Here is a 14,838-nt window from a genome sequence, read left to right on the forward strand (position 1 = left end):
CACCCTTCATCCGAAGGGAACCGGGCGGCCCTTTTCAAGTGGTCCCCTGGCGCATGGGTATGCGGGGGGTGGATAAGTGCAAGTTTTGAGGTAGCGCTCCTCTACCGCTAGCACGGCCTGCTCCGCCAACCGGGGAACCCTTTCCGCAAGCCAGCGCTCGTAGTTGGACGCCAGCATGCGGATGAGCCCCGCCAGTACAGGCCCCACCACGGGGATGCCGCCTACCAGGCGCACCAGTAGGCCTGCCAGGAGGGCCACCGCACCCAGGGCCACCAGGGCCTGCACCGCCCACGCTCCCCAAACGCTTGCGGGAGGGACAAGGTCCGTCCAGCTCATAGCGCACCCCCGAGACTAGCTACCCCGCCCCGGCTAGCGCAATCGCAGGGCGTGGGGGCCACGGATCCGTCCTTGCAGGTGGCGATCACCTGGGGGCACATGGTGGTTTCGGAGTAGCCGGAAGAACGGTCTTCCCAGCGCACCGTGCCCCTGCCAGAGCTAGGGGTGTTGGATGGAGCAGGGGAGGCCACCTTTTCCTTCCGGGACCACCACACTCCCAATAGGGCTCCCCCTGCCATAGCCGCCGCTACCCAGAAGGCCTTCATCCCCACCTCCTACCAGAGGAGCTGTCCGGGTACAGGCCGGGGAACAAAAGCAGGGTTGTACCAGGAACACAGGCTGGGGGCTACGCGGCAGAGGGCATCTTGGCCGAGTTCGCCTAGACCGAAACCTGGCAAGCCACCAACATTCTGCCCGTAGTCCACTACCGCGGGGGGCAAGGCTTGCTCCCCTCCTTCCCCCGCCGTTGACGCGGGCGCGCCTGTGCTGCCCCCTTTCGCCAAGGAGTAGGCCAGGTACGCGGCCACCCCGCCGCCGATGAGCATCAAAAGCACGGTCTTCCCATCCATTCAGGCCTCCTTTTCTTTCCTCAAGCGGACCCCCTGGCGGTAGGCCAGGGCCTCCGTGGCGTTGGTCAGGCGATTGAGGAGGTGGGTCTGCTCCCGCTGGCCTTCCTCCATCCGGGCCAGGCGGGCCTTCATTTCGGCCACATCGACGAAGACCATCCGCAGGAATGCCGCAAAGGCCGCCACGGCCAGGCCGGAGTCCAGAAGGTCCTTCCACTCCATCAGCAGAACACCCCCTGAGCTTCCAGATCCGCAATCTGCTTGCGCAAGCGAGCTATCTGCGATCTGGCCTCGTCGGCTTCCTTCTGCATTTGGACATACTGCTGCCGCAAAGCCTGAATCTGACGCAGGGCCTGAGCGATGTTGGCGTTCATCCTGCGCAAATCGTCCCAGGTGTCGTCCCAGTTATCCCCAGGGCGAAGCTCGTGCTCCCGGGGAGCCAGTTCCCCCCCTAAGCGGACGTAGCTTGTGCACAAGGAGTAGGCGGCGCTGTCGGTTTCCTGCCCGCTAACGGTGTACCAGTGACTCCAATGGCAGATTGGAAAGCCGTTGCAGTGGTATTGGAACACTGGGTTTGCCGCGTAGATTCGGCACAGGGATTCGGCCTCCCGCTCGATGCGCCGCATCTGCGCTTCAGCGTTGGCAAGCAGGTCTTCCTGCTTTTTCAAATCGCTGCGGTATGCGGTCAACAGTTGGCAGTACGTGGCTCGGTTATCCTGCACCCCGGGATGGGTAGGCACCACCCCCGCGGCTGGCACTACCGGGGATGCTCCCATTTCCACTCGCCGCTCCTCCGCCTTGGGCCGCGAGCGCACCATGTACCCTACGCCCACAATGCCCAGCCCGACTCCCCCCGCAATGGCAGCTACCGCTAAACCCTTCACTCTTTCACCCCCAGGTAAACGCCCAGGGCTATCAAGCCTGCCCCCGCTGCCAGAAGAGCAATGCCTTGGGCGGACTGCACCGCTTTGAAGTTGTAGTAGATGCGCGTTCGCTGGGTGGCTTGCTGCCAGTACACGGCATCGCGCGCCGCCCCCTGCTGGACTTCCGCCATTCGTCCGAGTTCATGCCACTGAACGATAACCGCATCCACCAGGTTTCTAACGGACCGCTCGCGCGAGCGCGCGATTTCCTCGGCAGCTTCTGCCTGGCGGCTGACCCCCAAAAAGGAGAACACGCCGCCAACAACGCTGCCAAGGAAGCCGAGTACCGGGTCCATATCAGTCCCTCAGCAACACGGCCAGCAGGAGCACCGCCAGAACGGCTGCTAGCAAAGCCCAGACCCAGGGAGAGAACGTAGGTGCGACAGGCTCGATCCGGATGCCAGCTTGGCGGGCCTTCTCCCGTTCCGCCTCCAGGCGCAAGCGTTCTAGTTCCATTTGAGCCCGCTCCTGTTCCGTGAAGATGTAGGGATCGAGGACGGAACCAATCTGGCGGGCTCCGTACAGCAACTGAAGCCAAATGGGATCATCAGGACCAGGAGCAGGAAGGGGAGTGTAGCCCCCGGCGGGATTGAGGTAGGTGTTGGTGATGCTGAACTCCCCCATCCTTCACCTCCTCACAGCCCACCGCGGGCTTCCAGCTCCGCCAAACGCTGCAGCCTGCCCTTGTCCAGCACCTCGATGCGCCGCCCCATGGCGGCAATCTGGATGTAGTGCCCGGCCCGCTCGTTCCACACGATGGGCGTGTTCTGCGTGAAGACCTCCAGGACCAAGCGGGTTCCGGGCACCAGCTCCACCTGCTGGGGCCAGGCGATCATGGTCTCCATGTTGTTCTGGTCAATGGCGTGCATGGTGGCGAAGGACTGGTTGAAGACGGTGGCGGCGCTGTCGTCCACCCCGCCCACATCCCTGGCCACCCGAAGGCGGAACTGGCCGTCCCCGTGGACGTAGTAGACCTCGATGTCCTCCGGACCGGTCACCCCAGCAGGCTCCACAAAGGTGATCTGCCCCGTGGCGTAGTTAACGCCCACAATGGGGCACTGCTGCCATACCCCGCCCACCTTGGCCCACACGGCTACTTCGGGGTGGTAGACGCTGGGCAGGGTGGGCTTGGCCTGCGGGGTTTCCACCAACCCGCTCACCGTCACGGTGCGGTTCTGGGGCGAAGCCAGGTTCTGCCCCCCAAAGACCTTCAACCCCTTGATGTAAATGCGCAGGCGCCGCTCCTGGGCCAGGATGCGGAAGTGGGCGGTCTCCGGGGTGCGCATCTGGGCCACAGGGAAGTACTCGTTGGGCCGGTAGGCCAGGCCTGTGGCGTCGAAATCCTCGTTGTCGATCCAGGCGAAGCCCCAGCCCCCCACCTGCACCGCCGCCGGGGGAGGCGGGGGAGGGGCTACGGGGGCCTGGGCGGGCTCCGCCCGGGGCATATCCCCGCGGAAGGCGTCCAAGCCCCGTCCGAAGGCCTGGCCCACGCCCTGACGGATCCGTTCAAGGAAGCTCATGGCACCTCCTCACAGGGTGGGGTTGGAGTTGTCCACGCCCACCGGGAGCTCGATACGGGTCCTGGGATCGTTGAGGTTCACCGTGACGCCCGCGGGGGCCTCCACGTAGACTTCCAGCGTGTCCCCTTCCCGGAAGACCAAACCCGTGGGGGGCGTGGGGGCCCGCAGGGGGGATGCGGTCTGCAGGATGTTCTGGTAGAACTTCGCATCCCTCAGCTGGGCCTCGGTTAGGTCGTAGTAGCTGGCGTACTGGGCCTTGATGAGGAACTCGGGGAAGTCAAAACCCTTGGTGCGCTTGGCGAAGAAGACATCCGTGGTGTGGGGAAGCTGGTTGCCTGCGGTGTCGTAAAGCTTGAGGATGATGGGCACAGGGTTGGGCACCACCCAGGCCGCCCCCGCGGGCACCACGAACTCGCCCACCTTCACCCGCTGCGTGCCGCTGTAGGTCTGAAACTCGGGGCCGGACCGCAGGATGGTCACGGGCCGCGCCCCAGGCCGAAGTGCCTTGATCCGATTGAACGCCTCCTGCATCTTTTCCTCCTTAGTCGATGTTCAAAATCGCCATGATGAGGTTCGCAAAGGAACCTGCCGCCACGCCCAAGCCGATGTAGTCCACCATCGGGTCTTCGGTCAGCTTGTTGTTGATCAGCAAGGAGCCCAGGATCACCCCGCCCAGGTTCAGCAAGATGCGGTTGGTATAGGCGTTGCTGACCTCTTTGGTGGTATCGGGTTTGCCGTCAGGGCCTACCTGGTAGTAGTGGATGCGCCCATCCGGCCCCTTGGCCGCCCACCCGAAGAGGTCCCTGCGGGAGGTGTAGAGGCTTTTCCTAATCAGGTAGGCCCCCAGCACCCCCAGGCTCACCGAGACCACAATGGGGTTCTGCACGACCTCCAACGGGTTGGAGGTCTGGGCCAGCTTGCGCATATCCTGCGCCGCGATTGCCGCCGTATCCGCCATTCGCCCTCCTTACGAGGGCCATGGTGGGCGGGATGGAATGGCGCGGAAAAGCGCGTAGCGGTGCGCTCAGCTGGAGGTGCGGGGCGGAGATGCGGGACGAACCAAGGTGCGAGGCGGAGGTGCGCCGCGCACCTCCGCCTCGGAGAAAAGGCGACTAGGACGCTACAGGAACATACACCCGCCGCCTGGGGTCCCTGGGGTCCCGCAGGACCAGACCGGCCCGGTCCCGGTCCAGGTCCTTCACGCCGTACTCGGGAGGCAGGCCTCCTTCGGGGCGCTTGAGCCCGGCCACCCGCTCCCCCAGTTCAGGGAACATCTCCGCCACCGCCTGCACCTCGTTGGGCTCAGACACCCGGAAGGCCACGAGATGGCTGGCCTGGCGGCGCACCCCAGGGTCAATGCCCCCCACCGCTCCTCTCATCATCTGGGTTATGAAGATGACGTTATGGCCGGCTTCCCGTCCCCCCGTCAGGACCTCGAAGAGGCCCTTGGGCACCTGCCCCCGGGGGAAGAACTGGTGGGCCTCATCCACCACCAGGAGGACGTCCTTCAGGCGCATAATCTCCTGGCCCAGGGCGTCTAGGAAGGGCCTGGGGTCGTAGCCCGTCACGTGGAAGTGCACCCGGGCGTGGTGCTTCAGCGCGGCCTTGGGGTCCCCCTCTTCCCCCACCCGGAAGCGCCCCTCGGCTAGCTCCCAGAACTCGGTCTTGCGGTTGACGATCACCAGGCGGCGGAAGCGGCCCTCCATAGCCCGCACGATCTCTCGGGCCAGGGTGCTTTTGCCCGAGCCCGACTTACCGATGATGAGGATGCGGAAGGTCTGCCTACCGCCCATAATCTCGCCAGTTTCGCACTTTTACCCAGGGGAAACTAGAAAAATCGTCTACGTTTTCCGTTAGGAGGATGCGCCCGTGAGCCCAAGCCGTGGCCGCAATCATGAGGTCAAAGAGCTTGCGATGGGGGTTAGGGAGTTTGGGCAGGTTGAGCTTGGCCGCCTCTCGAAGGGCTTTTTGGACTGCCCTTCCCTCGAAAGGCAAAACGGAAAACTTGGAGAACATCTCCTTCACGCTACGTTCTTGCCTCGGGTCAATCACGAACTCCCCTGTGGCATACTCCACCTGAACGAGAGCCGATGTGACCAGTTGATCTGAAGATAACCGCGAAAGTAAACGTAAAGCCTCCGGCTCGCGACGCCGGAGGGATATGAAAAAGTTGGTGTCAAGAAGAACGCGTCGCGGCAACCGCATGCCGCTTGACCTTTCCCACGCGGTGACGGCGGCCTGTCACCTTTTCGATGGCCTTAACCATCCGCTCCGCGTCTTCGTCCGTAAGAGGGGGCATGGACTGGATGATATCGTAGACCTGCCTGGCCTTTTCGGACTTGAAGGTCAGCCTCTCCATCGCCATGCTTTTATGGTACCTCAACTCTCAAAACAGGCAAGTTATGCCTCCACTCTGGGGCTTACCGCTCCTGATACGCCTTCCACAGCTCCCACCCGGCCCAGGCGGCCAAGGCGAAAGCCACTACCGCCTGGGCGGTCTCGCACTTGGGACAGCCCTTGCTCTCCTGTAGGTTCTTCACCCTACCCAGGCCCAGGTAAAGCCCCCCGGCCAGGACGGCCAGGGGAAAGGCGTTTTCCTTGGCAAACTCCATCGTCTCCTCCTATGCGCTCCAGTGCGGGGGCTCAAAGAGCCGTCCCGCCTGAGCCTGCTTGGCCAAGAAGGCCTCCGGATCTACGCAGTAGGTGAACACCTTCTGCCTGGCCTCCTCTCCCCCACGTGGGAAGAAGCCCCACAGGCCCTCGCTGGCCGGGGGCTGCCTATAGAAAACGTCGAAGTGCAGATGGCAGAAGCCCCCCGTGGTCATCTTGCCCACGGTGCCGATGACCTCCCCCGCCTGCACCACCTGCCGGAGACTCACCCGGATGTCCCGCAAGTGGCCGTAGCGGGTCCAGACCCCAGCATGGGGGTGCCTCAGCACCACCACCCCGCCCCACACGGGCAGGCGGCCAGCGAAGGCCACGTACCCATCCGTCATGGCGTGCACGGGCTGACCGCAATCGGAATCACCTCCACCAGGGTGGTTCAGGTCTATGCCCGTATGCCAGTACCCTGGCGGCACCAACCAACTTCCATCCGGACGCCTCACCCCCTGGTAATACTGGGGGTCCAGGAAGCGCACGTCGGGGCGCGGCTTCCTGGGGTTCATGGGCCAGTAGTACCGCCCCGAGCGGGGCACCTCAGGCTCCCTCACGATCCGCCTCCCCAGCCCCGCCAGGCCCAGCAGGCCCAGCGCGGCTAGCACGAACTTCCATAGCTGCACGCACACCTCCGTACGCCGCCATCGCCAGGACCGCCCCGCCCAGGGCTACCCGCACCCAGGGGGGCAGGTTTTCCGCCCGGCCCATGCCCGGAAGGCGGTTCTTGCCAATCCCGTAAGCGGCGAGGGCCTCTCCCACCTTGAGCATGTCCAGCACCTGGGCCGGGGGAAGGAAGGTCGTGGCCTGAAAGGCACCTTTGAAGGCCTCCACTTCCTCGGGGGACTGGAGCCTGAGCCCCAGCATGAGGAGCATGGCTGTGCCGTTGGCCAGCTCCTCCCCCGTAAAGGGGATGACGGGCTCCACCACCGGGGCCGGGGGGAGGTCCTCGAAGTTGGGCTCCCCGGAAACCTCCGTGTCGTCCAAGGACCGAAAGTTCGGCTCACTCCCAGAGTCTGGGGCCGAGGGTGCCCCCGGGGTTGCCGGCCCCGGAGGCATGCCCTGCTCCGGCGTGGGTTCCGCTACCGCTTCCACTCCCTCCTCCCTTCATGCCCAAGGCCACCCCCAGGAGCACCGCCATCCCGGCCCCCAGGGCCGCCAGGAACCCCAGGGGGGTTTTCTTGGCGGGGGGTGTAGCCGCCAGAGGTGAAGTTTGCTCCTGGACGGGTTTACCCCCCTCCTGTGGGTTGCCGAAGGCCTCCCTGGATCCCGCGGATACCCCCCCTCCCACCATGGGCTGGGACTCCACGGCCTCCTCCAGAACGGGGTCCAAGGGGCCTTCCAAGGGGATGGCCCGCACTTCCTGGCTTGGGGACGCTTCTGAGCCTTCCAAAACGGCCTTCTCTCCCAAAAGCTCCTCCGGCAAGCGGAGCTTCAGCATGGGCTACCTCCGGGAGCGTTTGGCCTTCTTCTTCCTACTCTTCTTCCGCTTAGGCATACCTTCTCCTCCTCCTTCCGCCGCCCACCAGGGCCAAGGCCACCACGCCCAAGGCGGCCAGGCCCATGGCGCCAGCACCTATCCCCGCCCCCGCCACGGCGATGCCCCGTGCAGGGGCGGGCACCAGCTCCACCGCCTCCTTCAACTCGGAGACGATCCGCCACACCAGGTAGAGCACCGCCGCCACCGCCGCCGCGGTAAGCACCAGGGGGAGCACCGCGGGGTAGATGTACGCCTCCGTGCCTCCGTACCAGACCATGGGCTGGGGGCACTGCGTGGACCCGCACCCCCCGCCTCCGTAGGCCGGGGGTGTGGAAGTTTGTTGCGTGGAGGCCTCCACCCTGAGGCGGATCACCAGGTCAGCTCCCCGTTTGCCCCAGTCCAGCACCCGCACTCCAGGGCCATACCGCTGCTGGAGGGCTTTCTCCAGGCCTGAACGGGTCACGCGGGAGATGTCCCCGCCCTTGTGGGCCAGGACCAGCTCGTAAAGCTTCCCCGGCTTCAAGGGGGTGTCCTTGCCCACGGGCACCCGTTGGTACTCGGCCATGTCCCCATCCTGGACGGGCGAAAGGGCTGTAAAAAGCCCGCCCCGAAGGTGCGGGGCGGAGAAGCGTATGGGAGGTGCGTGCCGGAGATGCGTTTCGGAGATTAGCGCTTCTGCACGAGCCTGCGGATGATTTCCACCAGGGCCACCAGCTTGCCCACCGTGCCCTGGCCCACGCCGGGAAGGGCCTCCAAGTCCCTCACGTCCCAGTTGTGGATGTTGCGGATATCACCGTTTAGAGCCTCCGCAATGGCCTCCGCCGCCCGTTGGTTGCCCAGCAGGGAGTAGAGGAGTTCGGCTAAGGACATCGCTTCAGGGCGGATGGGATCGCGCTTGCGGCTAGCCAGCTCCACCAGGCGCTTTGAGGGGCGGCCTTTTTTGAGTACCATCACCCGCATCATAGCACGCTTCTAGGTGTCAAGGCGCTTTTACCCATGGGCAGGCATCTAGTGCGATCTGCACCTCCGAGAGGCCAGGCCGCGGCAACACCAAGCGGCACTCCGTGCCGGTGCAGACGTCGTTTATGCGGGCTAGGTACTGCCCGGAGGGCCACCGCGCACGTAAGGCTTCGGCTTCCCCTTCGTAAGCAAACCGCACCTCTTCACCTCCGCGCGTCAGCCACGTGATTCGTGCGCGGCAGAGGTCCGGGACGACCTGGGGTGCGCCCTGCTCTTCCGAAGCGGCGGTTTGCGTCCCCGGGCCCACTCCGCCGCTCTGCACCTCCGGGGCGGAGGGCCGGGGCGCATCTCCGGGGCGCATCTGGGCCAGGAAGTAAAGCCCAATGGCGGCCAGGATGACCAGGCTTATGGCGGTGTTTCGGGTCATGGTACCTCCGACATGCGGCGCATTTCCTCTTCCGTTCGGGCGCGGTCTTGGGCCACAAGTTGCCTCAGGTACTCGCTGATGGTCAAGCCCCTTCTGGCCGCCTCATGGCGGATGAAGGCGGCTTCGGAGGGGTGTAGGCTCAAGCTCGTCATGACACGCCGTTCCTCTGGGGGCTTTGGTGGTCTGCCCTTACCCATGCTTGGGCACCTCTTCGGTAAGGTAAAGCCCTTTAGTCTGGGCCTCGTTTTTCTTTATGAGCACCCGCCTCCAAGCTTGTATTAACCCCGCTACACCAAGCAGAAGCCAAGTGGACCGCTCATAGAACTCTTGCCAAGACTCGGGAGGGGTCTCTGCAAGCTGACTGAACTCATAGGAGCTTTCGGGTTCCCTTAGCAATGACTGCCATTCCTGAGTACGCGCTAGGTAAAGGCTGACAGCCTGCCGGATTAGTTCGGACAATCCAATCCCCCTCTTTGCGGCCTCCTGCTTAATGAGGACTTGCATCTCTGGGTCCATGTAGACGCTTATGTAGGGAGTTCTCGGTTTAAGCCGCTTGCCCATCTTCGCTCCCTCCCTCCCATACGGCGGGGTCCAGCCTGCACCGGGCCACCAGGTAGCTCCTCCGGCCTAGGAAGCCGGGGCGCATTTGCTTGCCCTTGGCGTGGTAGGGCTCCCCTTGGATCACCAGGCCCATGGCCTGGGCCAGGGCCACCACCTCCCTGGGGTCCTCCTTGCCCCCAGGACGGCGGATGGCCAAGGAAATGCCCCCCTGCCCCGCCCGCACGAACACCTGCACCCCGTCCGCCGGGCTCGTGGGCAGGGCCATGCGCACCACTTTCCCCGGCTCCATTAGAGCCTCCTGCACCATAGCCCGCAGGATGTCCGAAACTGCCCGCAGGTTCACCCGATCCAGCCTCATGCCACCACCCCCACCTTGAAGGCCCGGAAGGGATTGACCAGGTCCCAGTACCCTTCCCGCCGGAGGAGGCCTTGGGCGTAGGCTCCTGGGCTACGGGCGAAGCCGTCGTCCTTGGCCTCCTGGGCCATGTAGACCACCCGGGCCAGGACCCTGAGGGCCCCTTCCCCCCCGCCGAACAGGACTGCCTTCAGGGCCGCCCAGACCACCCGGAGCCAGAAGCGCCAGCTTTTGGCGTCCCCCAGGGCGGCGCTGATGGCCGTGGCCACGTCCTGCGCCCACCGCCGCCTGCCCTCGCGGCCCTTGGGGATGCTGGCCGCCCGAAGGAGGGCCCGCAGGTTCCGGGCAGTGTCGGGATATAAGGGAAGTAACGGGTTTTGTTTTTGAACCAGGGTGGCTAACGGCGCACCTACTACCCCTTGGAGGGTTATTCCCTGTCCTAGAAGAAGACCCTCTTTATATCCCGACATTGAGTCCGGGGCGCTCAGGACCCTTGCGGTTTTGCCCTTGGCCTTGTCCTCCTTCAGGTCCCGCCAGGGGAAGCGCAGGTAGGGGGCCAGGACCTTCAGGCCCCTATCGCGGAAGACGGGCCGCACCCGGACCCGCCAGAGGGTGCCCCCTCGGACAGCGTGGGCCTTCTCGAGGGCCTCCCCGTCCGTGTACCAGGTTTCCCAAGCGATCCACATGCGGGCCGCTTGGCGGTAGCGCTCGTACCGGGGGTCGTGGAGCCAGCGCTCCACCGTGCGCTCGGACACCCCCAACATGGCCGCCAGCTCCCATTGGGCTAGGAAGACGTGGGCCTCCCGGCTGGGGTCCTGGCGGGCCCCGAGGCGGATGGCGTGGGCTACCAGGAGGCGGACCATGGGGGCCAGGGGGCCCAGGAGCTTCCAGTGGCCCCAGCGGGCCAACTCTGCCTCGGCCTTGGCCAGGAGGTCCTGCCACTCAAAGCGGTGCACCTCCTTCCAGTCGGTTTCCGCCAGGGTGGGCCTGGAAGGCCCCTCAGAGGCCGGGGCAGGGGAGGGGGGGCTACTTGGGTACCCCTCTTCTTCCCGAGGGGCCTTATCGGCGGTTTTAGGGCCGCTATCCTCCGTGGAAGTATTGGGGGACGCCACCCTAGGCTGCCCCTCCTTAGCCTCCCGCTCCCGCTTGGCCCGCCAGGCGGCCAGGACCGCCTCGGCGAAGCGGGGGTTTTTGCTGGCCAGGGCCTCCACCTGGGCCCGGATGTCCTCGGGCAGGTCGGGGGGAAGGGTCATGAGGGCACCTCCACCTGGGTCATGCCCAGCAGGGCTTCCAGGGCCTCCCGTTCTGTGCGGCCCCTAACCGTCCAGAGGGTGCGTTGCTCGCGGTCGATGCCGTGCGCGATCCATCCAGGGCCGTCAGGGTCCTGGTACACCTGCAGGTTGGCGAACCGCAACCGGGCCATCTCCTTCAGCGCCTTGAGCTTTTGGCGCTTCATGCCCCCACCTCCCCCACCAAGTCCCGCAGGGCGTCCTCCTGGGTGTCCCCGAAGCCGTAGGCCACCACGTGGCCCTCGTAAAAGGCCACGGCGATCCAGCCCACTTCCCCATCCCTGGGGCCGATATCGGGGTAGATGTGAACCTCGTACCCCAGGGCCTCCAAGCGGGCCAGGGCCTCTTCCTCCTTGCCTTTGGCTGTAGACCGCACCCGCACGTGCTGGATGCCAGCCTGGCGTTCCAGGTCCTCAATGGTGTTCACCAGGCGGTAGACGTCCTGAAGCTGCGTCTGACCGGCATACGCTATTGCGCCCAGCCGGTCTAAGGCTATCTGCAGCGCCCTTTCGTACCTCTGAAGCTCCTTCACCGCGCACCTCCCGCTCGCTTCTCCGGACCTTCCTTCACCAACCGCTTCAAGTCCTTGCTGTCCCTCCACTCCAACACCTGCACCCGGCGCACCTCTGCGTCGGAGCGCATGCGCTCAAGCCACTCCTCCACCCACTCCTCCCGGGTGGCCACCGTGCCCTTGCGGTTCAGGACCACGTGGGGCAGATGCCGAGGATCGGTAGGCACCGCCTTCGTGGCATCCCGCAGGATGTGGATGGGGATGCCGTAGCGCTCGGACACCTCCTTGAGCCGCAAAAGCCGCATGGCTACCACCCCTCCGGCACGCGGGCGAACATGAGGGCCAGGCCCAGGATGAGGCCCAAAAGGAGGCCTCCAAGGAGGTCCAGCCCCCAGCGCCAAAGCCAGGTGTCTTTTGAGGGCCAAGTCGGAGGTCCTTCTGGCTCAGAATGTTTGGGCCAGGCCATCAGCCTTCACCCCCCGGCTCGTTAGCGCTCAAAAGCTTCCGAAGCGCGTCCTTTGCCCTCCGATAGGCCGAAGAGCTGACCACGTACCCCTCATGAATGAAGGCCATGTCCCGCCCCTCGGCCTTCTGACGGGATGCCAGCACCGCATCCCCCACGTCTGGGTCCTCCAAAAGGAGCTCAAGTAGAAGCGCCTTGAAGGCCTCCCGGTTCACCTTCCACCTCCCACCGCCACCACCACCGCCAGGGCCACCGCCAGGAGCCCGGCCCCCAGGGCCATGAGGACCACCAGGAAGGGGCCGGGTTCCCCGTAGCGGGCCCGGACGTAATGGGCCAGCACGGCGTAAAGGAAAATGGCCGCCAAAAGGTAGGCGGCCAGCAACTCAACCACGGTGCACCTCCATGAGCGTGACGACAAAGAGCCGCACCGCGGACGAGAGACCGAAGAGCGCTTCAGGCTTAGGCATGGTTCTCCTCCTTCGAGGGCTGATTTGTCGGTACCGATATATCGGTATCCAGGCCCAAAAAAAGAGCAAGGTCCTTCTCTAATACCCTCCACTCTCGTCCGACCTTAACCGCCTTTAAGCGCCCAGAGCGGATTTCTCGCCTGACCCACAGCACACTTTTCTTGAGCAACGTTGCTACTTCTTGGCTAGTTAAGAGCTTCATCTTGGGTGGCATCTTAGCCTAAAGCTCAAGGTTTAGTCAAGTATCGGTAGCGACTAACGGGTAACACTACAATGCGTGGCGGTCTATTTTAGTGATGTGGCGGTCAAGAGGGGAGCAGAAACCCTCCTTGAAAAGCCTAGTTGGGGTCAGGCAATCAAGGCGAGGCGTCAAGCTTTAGGCCTGACTCAGGAAGATATTGAGGCAATAACGCAAGATGCCATCTCTCAAAAAACTGTGTCCGACTTGGAAGTTGGCAGAGTCCACCCGCTAAAACTTGGCGCAGAAAAGTTTTTGGCCCTTCTTAGCGCCCTTCGCTGGACCCCCGAAGAGTTCGCCCAGGCCACGGGCCTCGAGGTGCCCTTGGTCTACCGCCCCTCGGGGGAACCCCGGGAGGATGTGGTTTGGCTTCGCGTGGTAGCCTCGGGGACCGCGGGCCGCCCTTGGCCGGAGGCCGGGGTCCTGCCCGTGCCCAAGGAGTTTGTCCGCCCGGGCTCCATGCTCATCCGCGTGGAAGGGGACAGCATGGACACCGGGGACGATGATGGGCTCAGGGACGGGGACCTGGTCCTCGTGGACCAAAACCTCCGGGATCTCCGCCCCGGGAAGGTCTTCGCCCTAGAAATCCTGGGGGACGGCATCACCATCAAGCGGGCCAAGAAGACCAAGAGGGGCTGGGTCTTCGTCTCCGACAACCCCGCAGGCCCCGTCCTGGAACCCGACGAAGTGAATGTGCTGGGGGAGGTTTACCGCAAGATCAGCATCCGGGAGGTGAAGTAATGATCAAGCTTCGCTATAACGCTAGCGAAGTTAAGATCGATATGACATCTTCCTGGCTGATCTTGGATACGCCAGACACCCGTGTTGCACTTCATAAGGGTGCTATAGCCGGATTTACCCTCACTGTTGGTGTATATTGGAGCCTTTTCTTTTCTGGACTTTTGCTTCTAGCTGCAGCTTTGGGCGCTTGGCGTGTTTTGTTTGATGCCACGCTAGCGCTTATTGTGGGAAGTTTGGGTGTAGCGTCCATTTTTGCTTTTGTTTTTTACCGACCAGCTAGCCTGCGGATTTACCACACTGGCGGTGAAGCTCTTAGTCTAGAGGGTCCCGGGATTTACAAAAACCTCTACAACTTGCTTGAAAAGCTCTTGCTGTGGAGGGGCCAATGAAGAAAAAGATTCTTCTGTACATCAGCTTCCTTCTTGCCCTTGCAAACGCCCAATCCGGTTCCGCTGATGACCCCTTGTTTCAGGTGTACTTTGCGCGCCCGGTAGTTTCGGCCGCCTGCGTGAACGAACGGCTCCAAAAAGGGCTTGCCGAGGGGCTAAACACCTGTGTTTTGACCGTTCTTCCTCCAACCGGCGCCGTGGATGCTTACCAAGTAGAATACGAAGTTACGCTCAGCTACTGGTATACCCTTGGTACCGAACCCTATTGGCAAGTGGTTGAGGGGATTGAAGGGCCCTGGCGCTATGTAGCCCCGGTCCAATACGGACAAAGAAGAGTGGAGGTGTTTAGGGTTCTGAGGCCTTTTCGCGAAGCCGTGATACCCGCTTTACAAAGGTGGTTTGACTACAACAAGGCCGCAAACTACATGGACGCAACGGCAGCTGCAGTTTATACTGGCGTGCCGGTTTCTATTCAGGAAACTTCTCAATCAGTCTTGTTCATACCTTTGCTGAATGCCCAAAGGCAACATGCCCGACCCGGCGGAACGTTGCAACTAACCATTCGCGTGCGCGTATGCGGTGCTTATCACTGCACACCTAGTGTCCCGATTCGGTTTTAGGAGAAGGCCAGATGGTCAACGCCTACCTGCAATAGGATGCACGGAAGCGGTGAGGAGGCCTCCATGCCTGATCCCAACCTTGACCAACCCCAGCCCCCGGTTCAACGCCAGGCAGACCCGTACCGCATAGCCCCCATCTTCGTTACCAGCCTTGCCGTGAACGTCTATGAGGGGCAAGTGGCCGTCATCACCTTCTTCTCGGGGATCCCCACAGACATCGCAACCGGGCTGATCTCTGAAGTGGGGATGGGCTCCTTTGCCCTAACCAAAACGCAGGCCCGGCTTTTAGGGGAAACCCTCTTGCGGTTTGCGGGGGAGGAAGGCAATGAGGGCTAAA

Annotated in this window: 33 protein-coding genes; 4 read left to right on the forward strand and 29 right to left on the reverse strand. The window is 63.5% G+C overall.

What is annotated here, in order from left to right:
• Window positions 1-6 precede the first annotated feature (6 nt).
• The 29 genes from EBI04_RS11965 to EBI04_RS12105 form a co-directional block, all read right to left on the reverse strand.
• Window positions 7-336 carry a hypothetical protein gene (locus EBI04_RS11965; protein ID WP_206202040.1) on the reverse strand — a complete coding sequence of 110 codons (330 nt, stop codon included), beginning with the start codon at window positions 334-336 and terminating at the stop codon, window positions 7-9.
• Window positions 337-905: 569 nt separating this feature from the next.
• The gene (locus EBI04_RS11980) at window positions 906-1,124 is read right to left on the reverse strand and encodes a hypothetical protein (RefSeq protein ID WP_135257637.1); all 219 of its coding nucleotides are present in this window, start codon (window positions 1,122-1,124) and stop codon (window positions 906-908) included.
• On the reverse strand, window positions 1,124-1,786 hold the full coding sequence (locus tag EBI04_RS11985; protein WP_135257638.1) for a DUF4200 domain-containing protein: 663 nt from the start codon (window positions 1,784-1,786) through the stop codon (window positions 1,124-1,126). Before EBI04_RS11985 ends, EBI04_RS11980 begins: the two co-directional genes overlap by 1 nt.
• Entirely contained in the window at window positions 1,783-2,121 is a 339-nt protein-coding gene (locus EBI04_RS11990; RefSeq protein ID WP_135257639.1) for a hypothetical protein, read from the reverse strand. Before EBI04_RS11990 ends, EBI04_RS11985 begins: the two co-directional genes overlap by 4 nt.
• A 1-nt stretch (window position 2,122) precedes the next feature.
• On the reverse strand, window positions 2,123-2,449 hold the full coding sequence (locus EBI04_RS11995; RefSeq protein WP_135257640.1) for a hypothetical protein: 327 nt from the start codon (window positions 2,447-2,449) through the stop codon (window positions 2,123-2,125).
• 11 nt (window positions 2,450-2,460) lie between these two features.
• Window positions 2,461-3,345 carry a hypothetical protein gene (locus EBI04_RS12000; RefSeq protein ID WP_135257641.1) on the reverse strand — a complete coding sequence of 295 codons (885 nt, stop codon included), beginning with the start codon at window positions 3,343-3,345 and terminating at the stop codon, window positions 2,461-2,463.
• 9 nt (window positions 3,346-3,354) lie between these two features.
• Window positions 3,355-3,825 (reverse strand): hypothetical protein, encoded by a 471-nt coding sequence (locus tag EBI04_RS12005; protein WP_240695313.1) that lies wholly within the window; start codon window positions 3,823-3,825, stop codon window positions 3,355-3,357.
• A gap of 61 nt (window positions 3,826-3,886) precedes the next feature.
• Window positions 3,887-4,303, reverse strand: a complete 417-nt coding sequence (locus EBI04_RS12010; protein WP_135257643.1) for a hypothetical protein — start codon at window positions 4,301-4,303, stop codon at window positions 3,887-3,889.
• 154 nt (window positions 4,304-4,457) lie between these two features.
• Window positions 4,458-5,138 carry an ATP-binding protein gene (locus EBI04_RS12015; protein ID WP_135257644.1) on the reverse strand — a complete coding sequence of 227 codons (681 nt, stop codon included), beginning with the start codon at window positions 5,136-5,138 and terminating at the stop codon, window positions 4,458-4,460.
• Window positions 5,128-5,550 carry a type II toxin-antitoxin system VapC family toxin gene (locus tag EBI04_RS12020; protein WP_135257645.1) on the reverse strand — a complete coding sequence of 141 codons (423 nt, stop codon included), beginning with the start codon at window positions 5,548-5,550 and terminating at the stop codon, window positions 5,128-5,130. The genes EBI04_RS12015 and EBI04_RS12020 overlap by 11 nt, the downstream gene beginning before the upstream one ends.
• Complete coding sequence (locus tag EBI04_RS12025; RefSeq protein WP_135257646.1) at window positions 5,522-5,710, reverse strand: hypothetical protein; 189 nt, start codon at window positions 5,708-5,710, stop codon at window positions 5,522-5,524. Before EBI04_RS12025 ends, EBI04_RS12020 begins: the two co-directional genes overlap by 29 nt.
• Window positions 5,711-5,765: 55 nt before the next feature.
• Window positions 5,766-5,957 carry a hypothetical protein gene (locus EBI04_RS12030; RefSeq protein ID WP_135257647.1) on the reverse strand — a complete coding sequence of 64 codons (192 nt, stop codon included), beginning with the start codon at window positions 5,955-5,957 and terminating at the stop codon, window positions 5,766-5,768.
• Window positions 5,958-5,966: 9 nt separating this feature from the next.
• On the reverse strand, window positions 5,967-6,557 hold the full coding sequence (locus EBI04_RS12035) for a M23 family metallopeptidase (protein WP_206202041.1): 591 nt from the start codon (window positions 6,555-6,557) through the stop codon (window positions 5,967-5,969).
• The gene (locus EBI04_RS13325) at window positions 6,544-6,987 is read right to left on the reverse strand and encodes a hypothetical protein (protein ID WP_240695314.1); all 444 of its coding nucleotides are present in this window, start codon (window positions 6,985-6,987) and stop codon (window positions 6,544-6,546) included. Before EBI04_RS13325 ends, EBI04_RS12035 begins: the two co-directional genes overlap by 14 nt.
• Window positions 6,988-7,003: 16 nt before the next feature.
• Complete coding sequence (locus EBI04_RS12045) at window positions 7,004-7,441, reverse strand: hypothetical protein (protein ID WP_135257648.1); 438 nt, start codon at window positions 7,439-7,441, stop codon at window positions 7,004-7,006.
• A gap of 49 nt (window positions 7,442-7,490) precedes the next feature.
• Window positions 7,491-8,045: a hypothetical protein gene (locus EBI04_RS12050; protein ID WP_135257649.1), complete on the reverse strand. Its 555-nt coding sequence runs from the start codon at window positions 8,043-8,045 to the stop codon at window positions 7,491-7,493.
• 101 nt (window positions 8,046-8,146) lie between these two features.
• Complete coding sequence (locus EBI04_RS12055; RefSeq protein ID WP_240695315.1) at window positions 8,147-8,431, reverse strand: JAB domain-containing protein; 285 nt, start codon at window positions 8,429-8,431, stop codon at window positions 8,147-8,149.
• A 28-nt stretch (window positions 8,432-8,459) separates the two neighbouring features.
• Window positions 8,460-8,867, reverse strand: coding sequence for a hypothetical protein (locus EBI04_RS12060; protein ID WP_135257650.1), 408 nt, complete (start codon window positions 8,865-8,867; stop codon window positions 8,460-8,462).
• Window positions 8,864-9,019: a plasmid mobilization protein gene (locus EBI04_RS13265; protein WP_167481958.1), complete on the reverse strand. Its 156-nt coding sequence runs from the start codon at window positions 9,017-9,019 to the stop codon at window positions 8,864-8,866. Before EBI04_RS13265 ends, EBI04_RS12060 begins: the two co-directional genes overlap by 4 nt.
• A gap of 37 nt (window positions 9,020-9,056) precedes the next feature.
• Window positions 9,057-9,428 (reverse strand): ribbon-helix-helix domain-containing protein, encoded by a 372-nt coding sequence (locus EBI04_RS12065; protein WP_135257651.1) that lies wholly within the window; start codon window positions 9,426-9,428, stop codon window positions 9,057-9,059.
• Entirely contained in the window at window positions 9,412-9,786 is a 375-nt protein-coding gene (locus EBI04_RS12070) for a hypothetical protein (protein WP_135257652.1), read from the reverse strand. The genes EBI04_RS12065 and EBI04_RS12070 overlap by 17 nt, the downstream gene beginning before the upstream one ends.
• Window positions 9,783-11,036 carry a hypothetical protein gene (locus tag EBI04_RS12075; protein WP_135257653.1) on the reverse strand — a complete coding sequence of 418 codons (1,254 nt, stop codon included), beginning with the start codon at window positions 11,034-11,036 and terminating at the stop codon, window positions 9,783-9,785. The genes EBI04_RS12070 and EBI04_RS12075 overlap by 4 nt, the downstream gene beginning before the upstream one ends.
• The gene (locus EBI04_RS12080) at window positions 11,033-11,239 is read right to left on the reverse strand and encodes a hypothetical protein (protein WP_135257654.1); all 207 of its coding nucleotides are present in this window, start codon (window positions 11,237-11,239) and stop codon (window positions 11,033-11,035) included. The genes EBI04_RS12075 and EBI04_RS12080 overlap by 4 nt, the downstream gene beginning before the upstream one ends.
• The gene (locus tag EBI04_RS12085; RefSeq protein ID WP_240695316.1) at window positions 11,236-11,604 is read right to left on the reverse strand and encodes a hypothetical protein; all 369 of its coding nucleotides are present in this window, start codon (window positions 11,602-11,604) and stop codon (window positions 11,236-11,238) included. Before EBI04_RS12085 ends, EBI04_RS12080 begins: the two co-directional genes overlap by 4 nt.
• A complete protein-coding gene (locus tag EBI04_RS12090) occupies window positions 11,601-11,888 on the reverse strand; it encodes a hypothetical protein (protein WP_135257655.1) in 288 nt (95 codons plus the stop codon). The genes EBI04_RS12085 and EBI04_RS12090 overlap by 4 nt, the downstream gene beginning before the upstream one ends.
• 2 nt (window positions 11,889-11,890) lie before the next feature.
• Complete coding sequence (locus EBI04_RS13270) at window positions 11,891-12,049, reverse strand: hypothetical protein (RefSeq protein WP_167481959.1); 159 nt, start codon at window positions 12,047-12,049, stop codon at window positions 11,891-11,893.
• Window positions 12,049-12,261: a hypothetical protein gene (locus EBI04_RS12095; RefSeq protein ID WP_135257656.1), complete on the reverse strand. Its 213-nt coding sequence runs from the start codon at window positions 12,259-12,261 to the stop codon at window positions 12,049-12,051. Before EBI04_RS12095 ends, EBI04_RS13270 begins: the two co-directional genes overlap by 1 nt.
• A complete protein-coding gene (locus EBI04_RS12100) occupies window positions 12,258-12,437 on the reverse strand; it encodes a hypothetical protein (RefSeq protein WP_135257657.1) in 180 nt (59 codons plus the stop codon). Before EBI04_RS12100 ends, EBI04_RS12095 begins: the two co-directional genes overlap by 4 nt.
• Window positions 12,438-12,505: 68 nt before the next feature.
• Entirely contained in the window at window positions 12,506-12,727 is a 222-nt protein-coding gene (locus EBI04_RS12105) for a helix-turn-helix domain-containing protein (protein ID WP_135257658.1), read from the reverse strand.
• A gap of 192 nt (window positions 12,728-12,919) precedes the next feature.
• Here EBI04_RS12105 and EBI04_RS12110 point away from each other — a divergent pair, with 192 nt between their 5' ends.
• From EBI04_RS12110 to EBI04_RS12125, 4 genes are all read left to right on the forward strand, one after another.
• Window positions 12,920-13,492 carry a S24 family peptidase gene (locus EBI04_RS12110; protein WP_240695419.1) on the forward strand — a complete coding sequence of 191 codons (573 nt, stop codon included), beginning with the start codon at window positions 12,920-12,922 and terminating at the stop codon, window positions 13,490-13,492.
• Window positions 13,492-13,881 (forward strand): hypothetical protein, encoded by a 390-nt coding sequence (locus tag EBI04_RS12115; protein ID WP_135257660.1) that lies wholly within the window; start codon window positions 13,492-13,494, stop codon window positions 13,879-13,881. Before EBI04_RS12110 ends, EBI04_RS12115 begins: the two co-directional genes overlap by 1 nt.
• Window positions 13,878-14,501 (forward strand): hypothetical protein, encoded by a 624-nt coding sequence (locus EBI04_RS12120; RefSeq protein ID WP_135257661.1) that lies wholly within the window; start codon window positions 13,878-13,880, stop codon window positions 14,499-14,501. The genes EBI04_RS12115 and EBI04_RS12120 overlap by 4 nt, the downstream gene beginning before the upstream one ends.
• 63 nt (window positions 14,502-14,564) lie before the next feature.
• Window positions 14,565-14,837, forward strand: a complete 273-nt coding sequence (locus EBI04_RS12125) for a hypothetical protein (RefSeq protein ID WP_135257662.1) — start codon at window positions 14,565-14,567, stop codon at window positions 14,835-14,837.
• Window position 14,838: the final 1 nt, after the last annotated feature.

The organism is Thermus caldilimi, from assembly GCF_004684245.1.
Classification (GTDB): domain Bacteria; phylum Deinococcota; class Deinococci; order Deinococcales; family Thermaceae; genus Thermus; species Thermus caldilimi.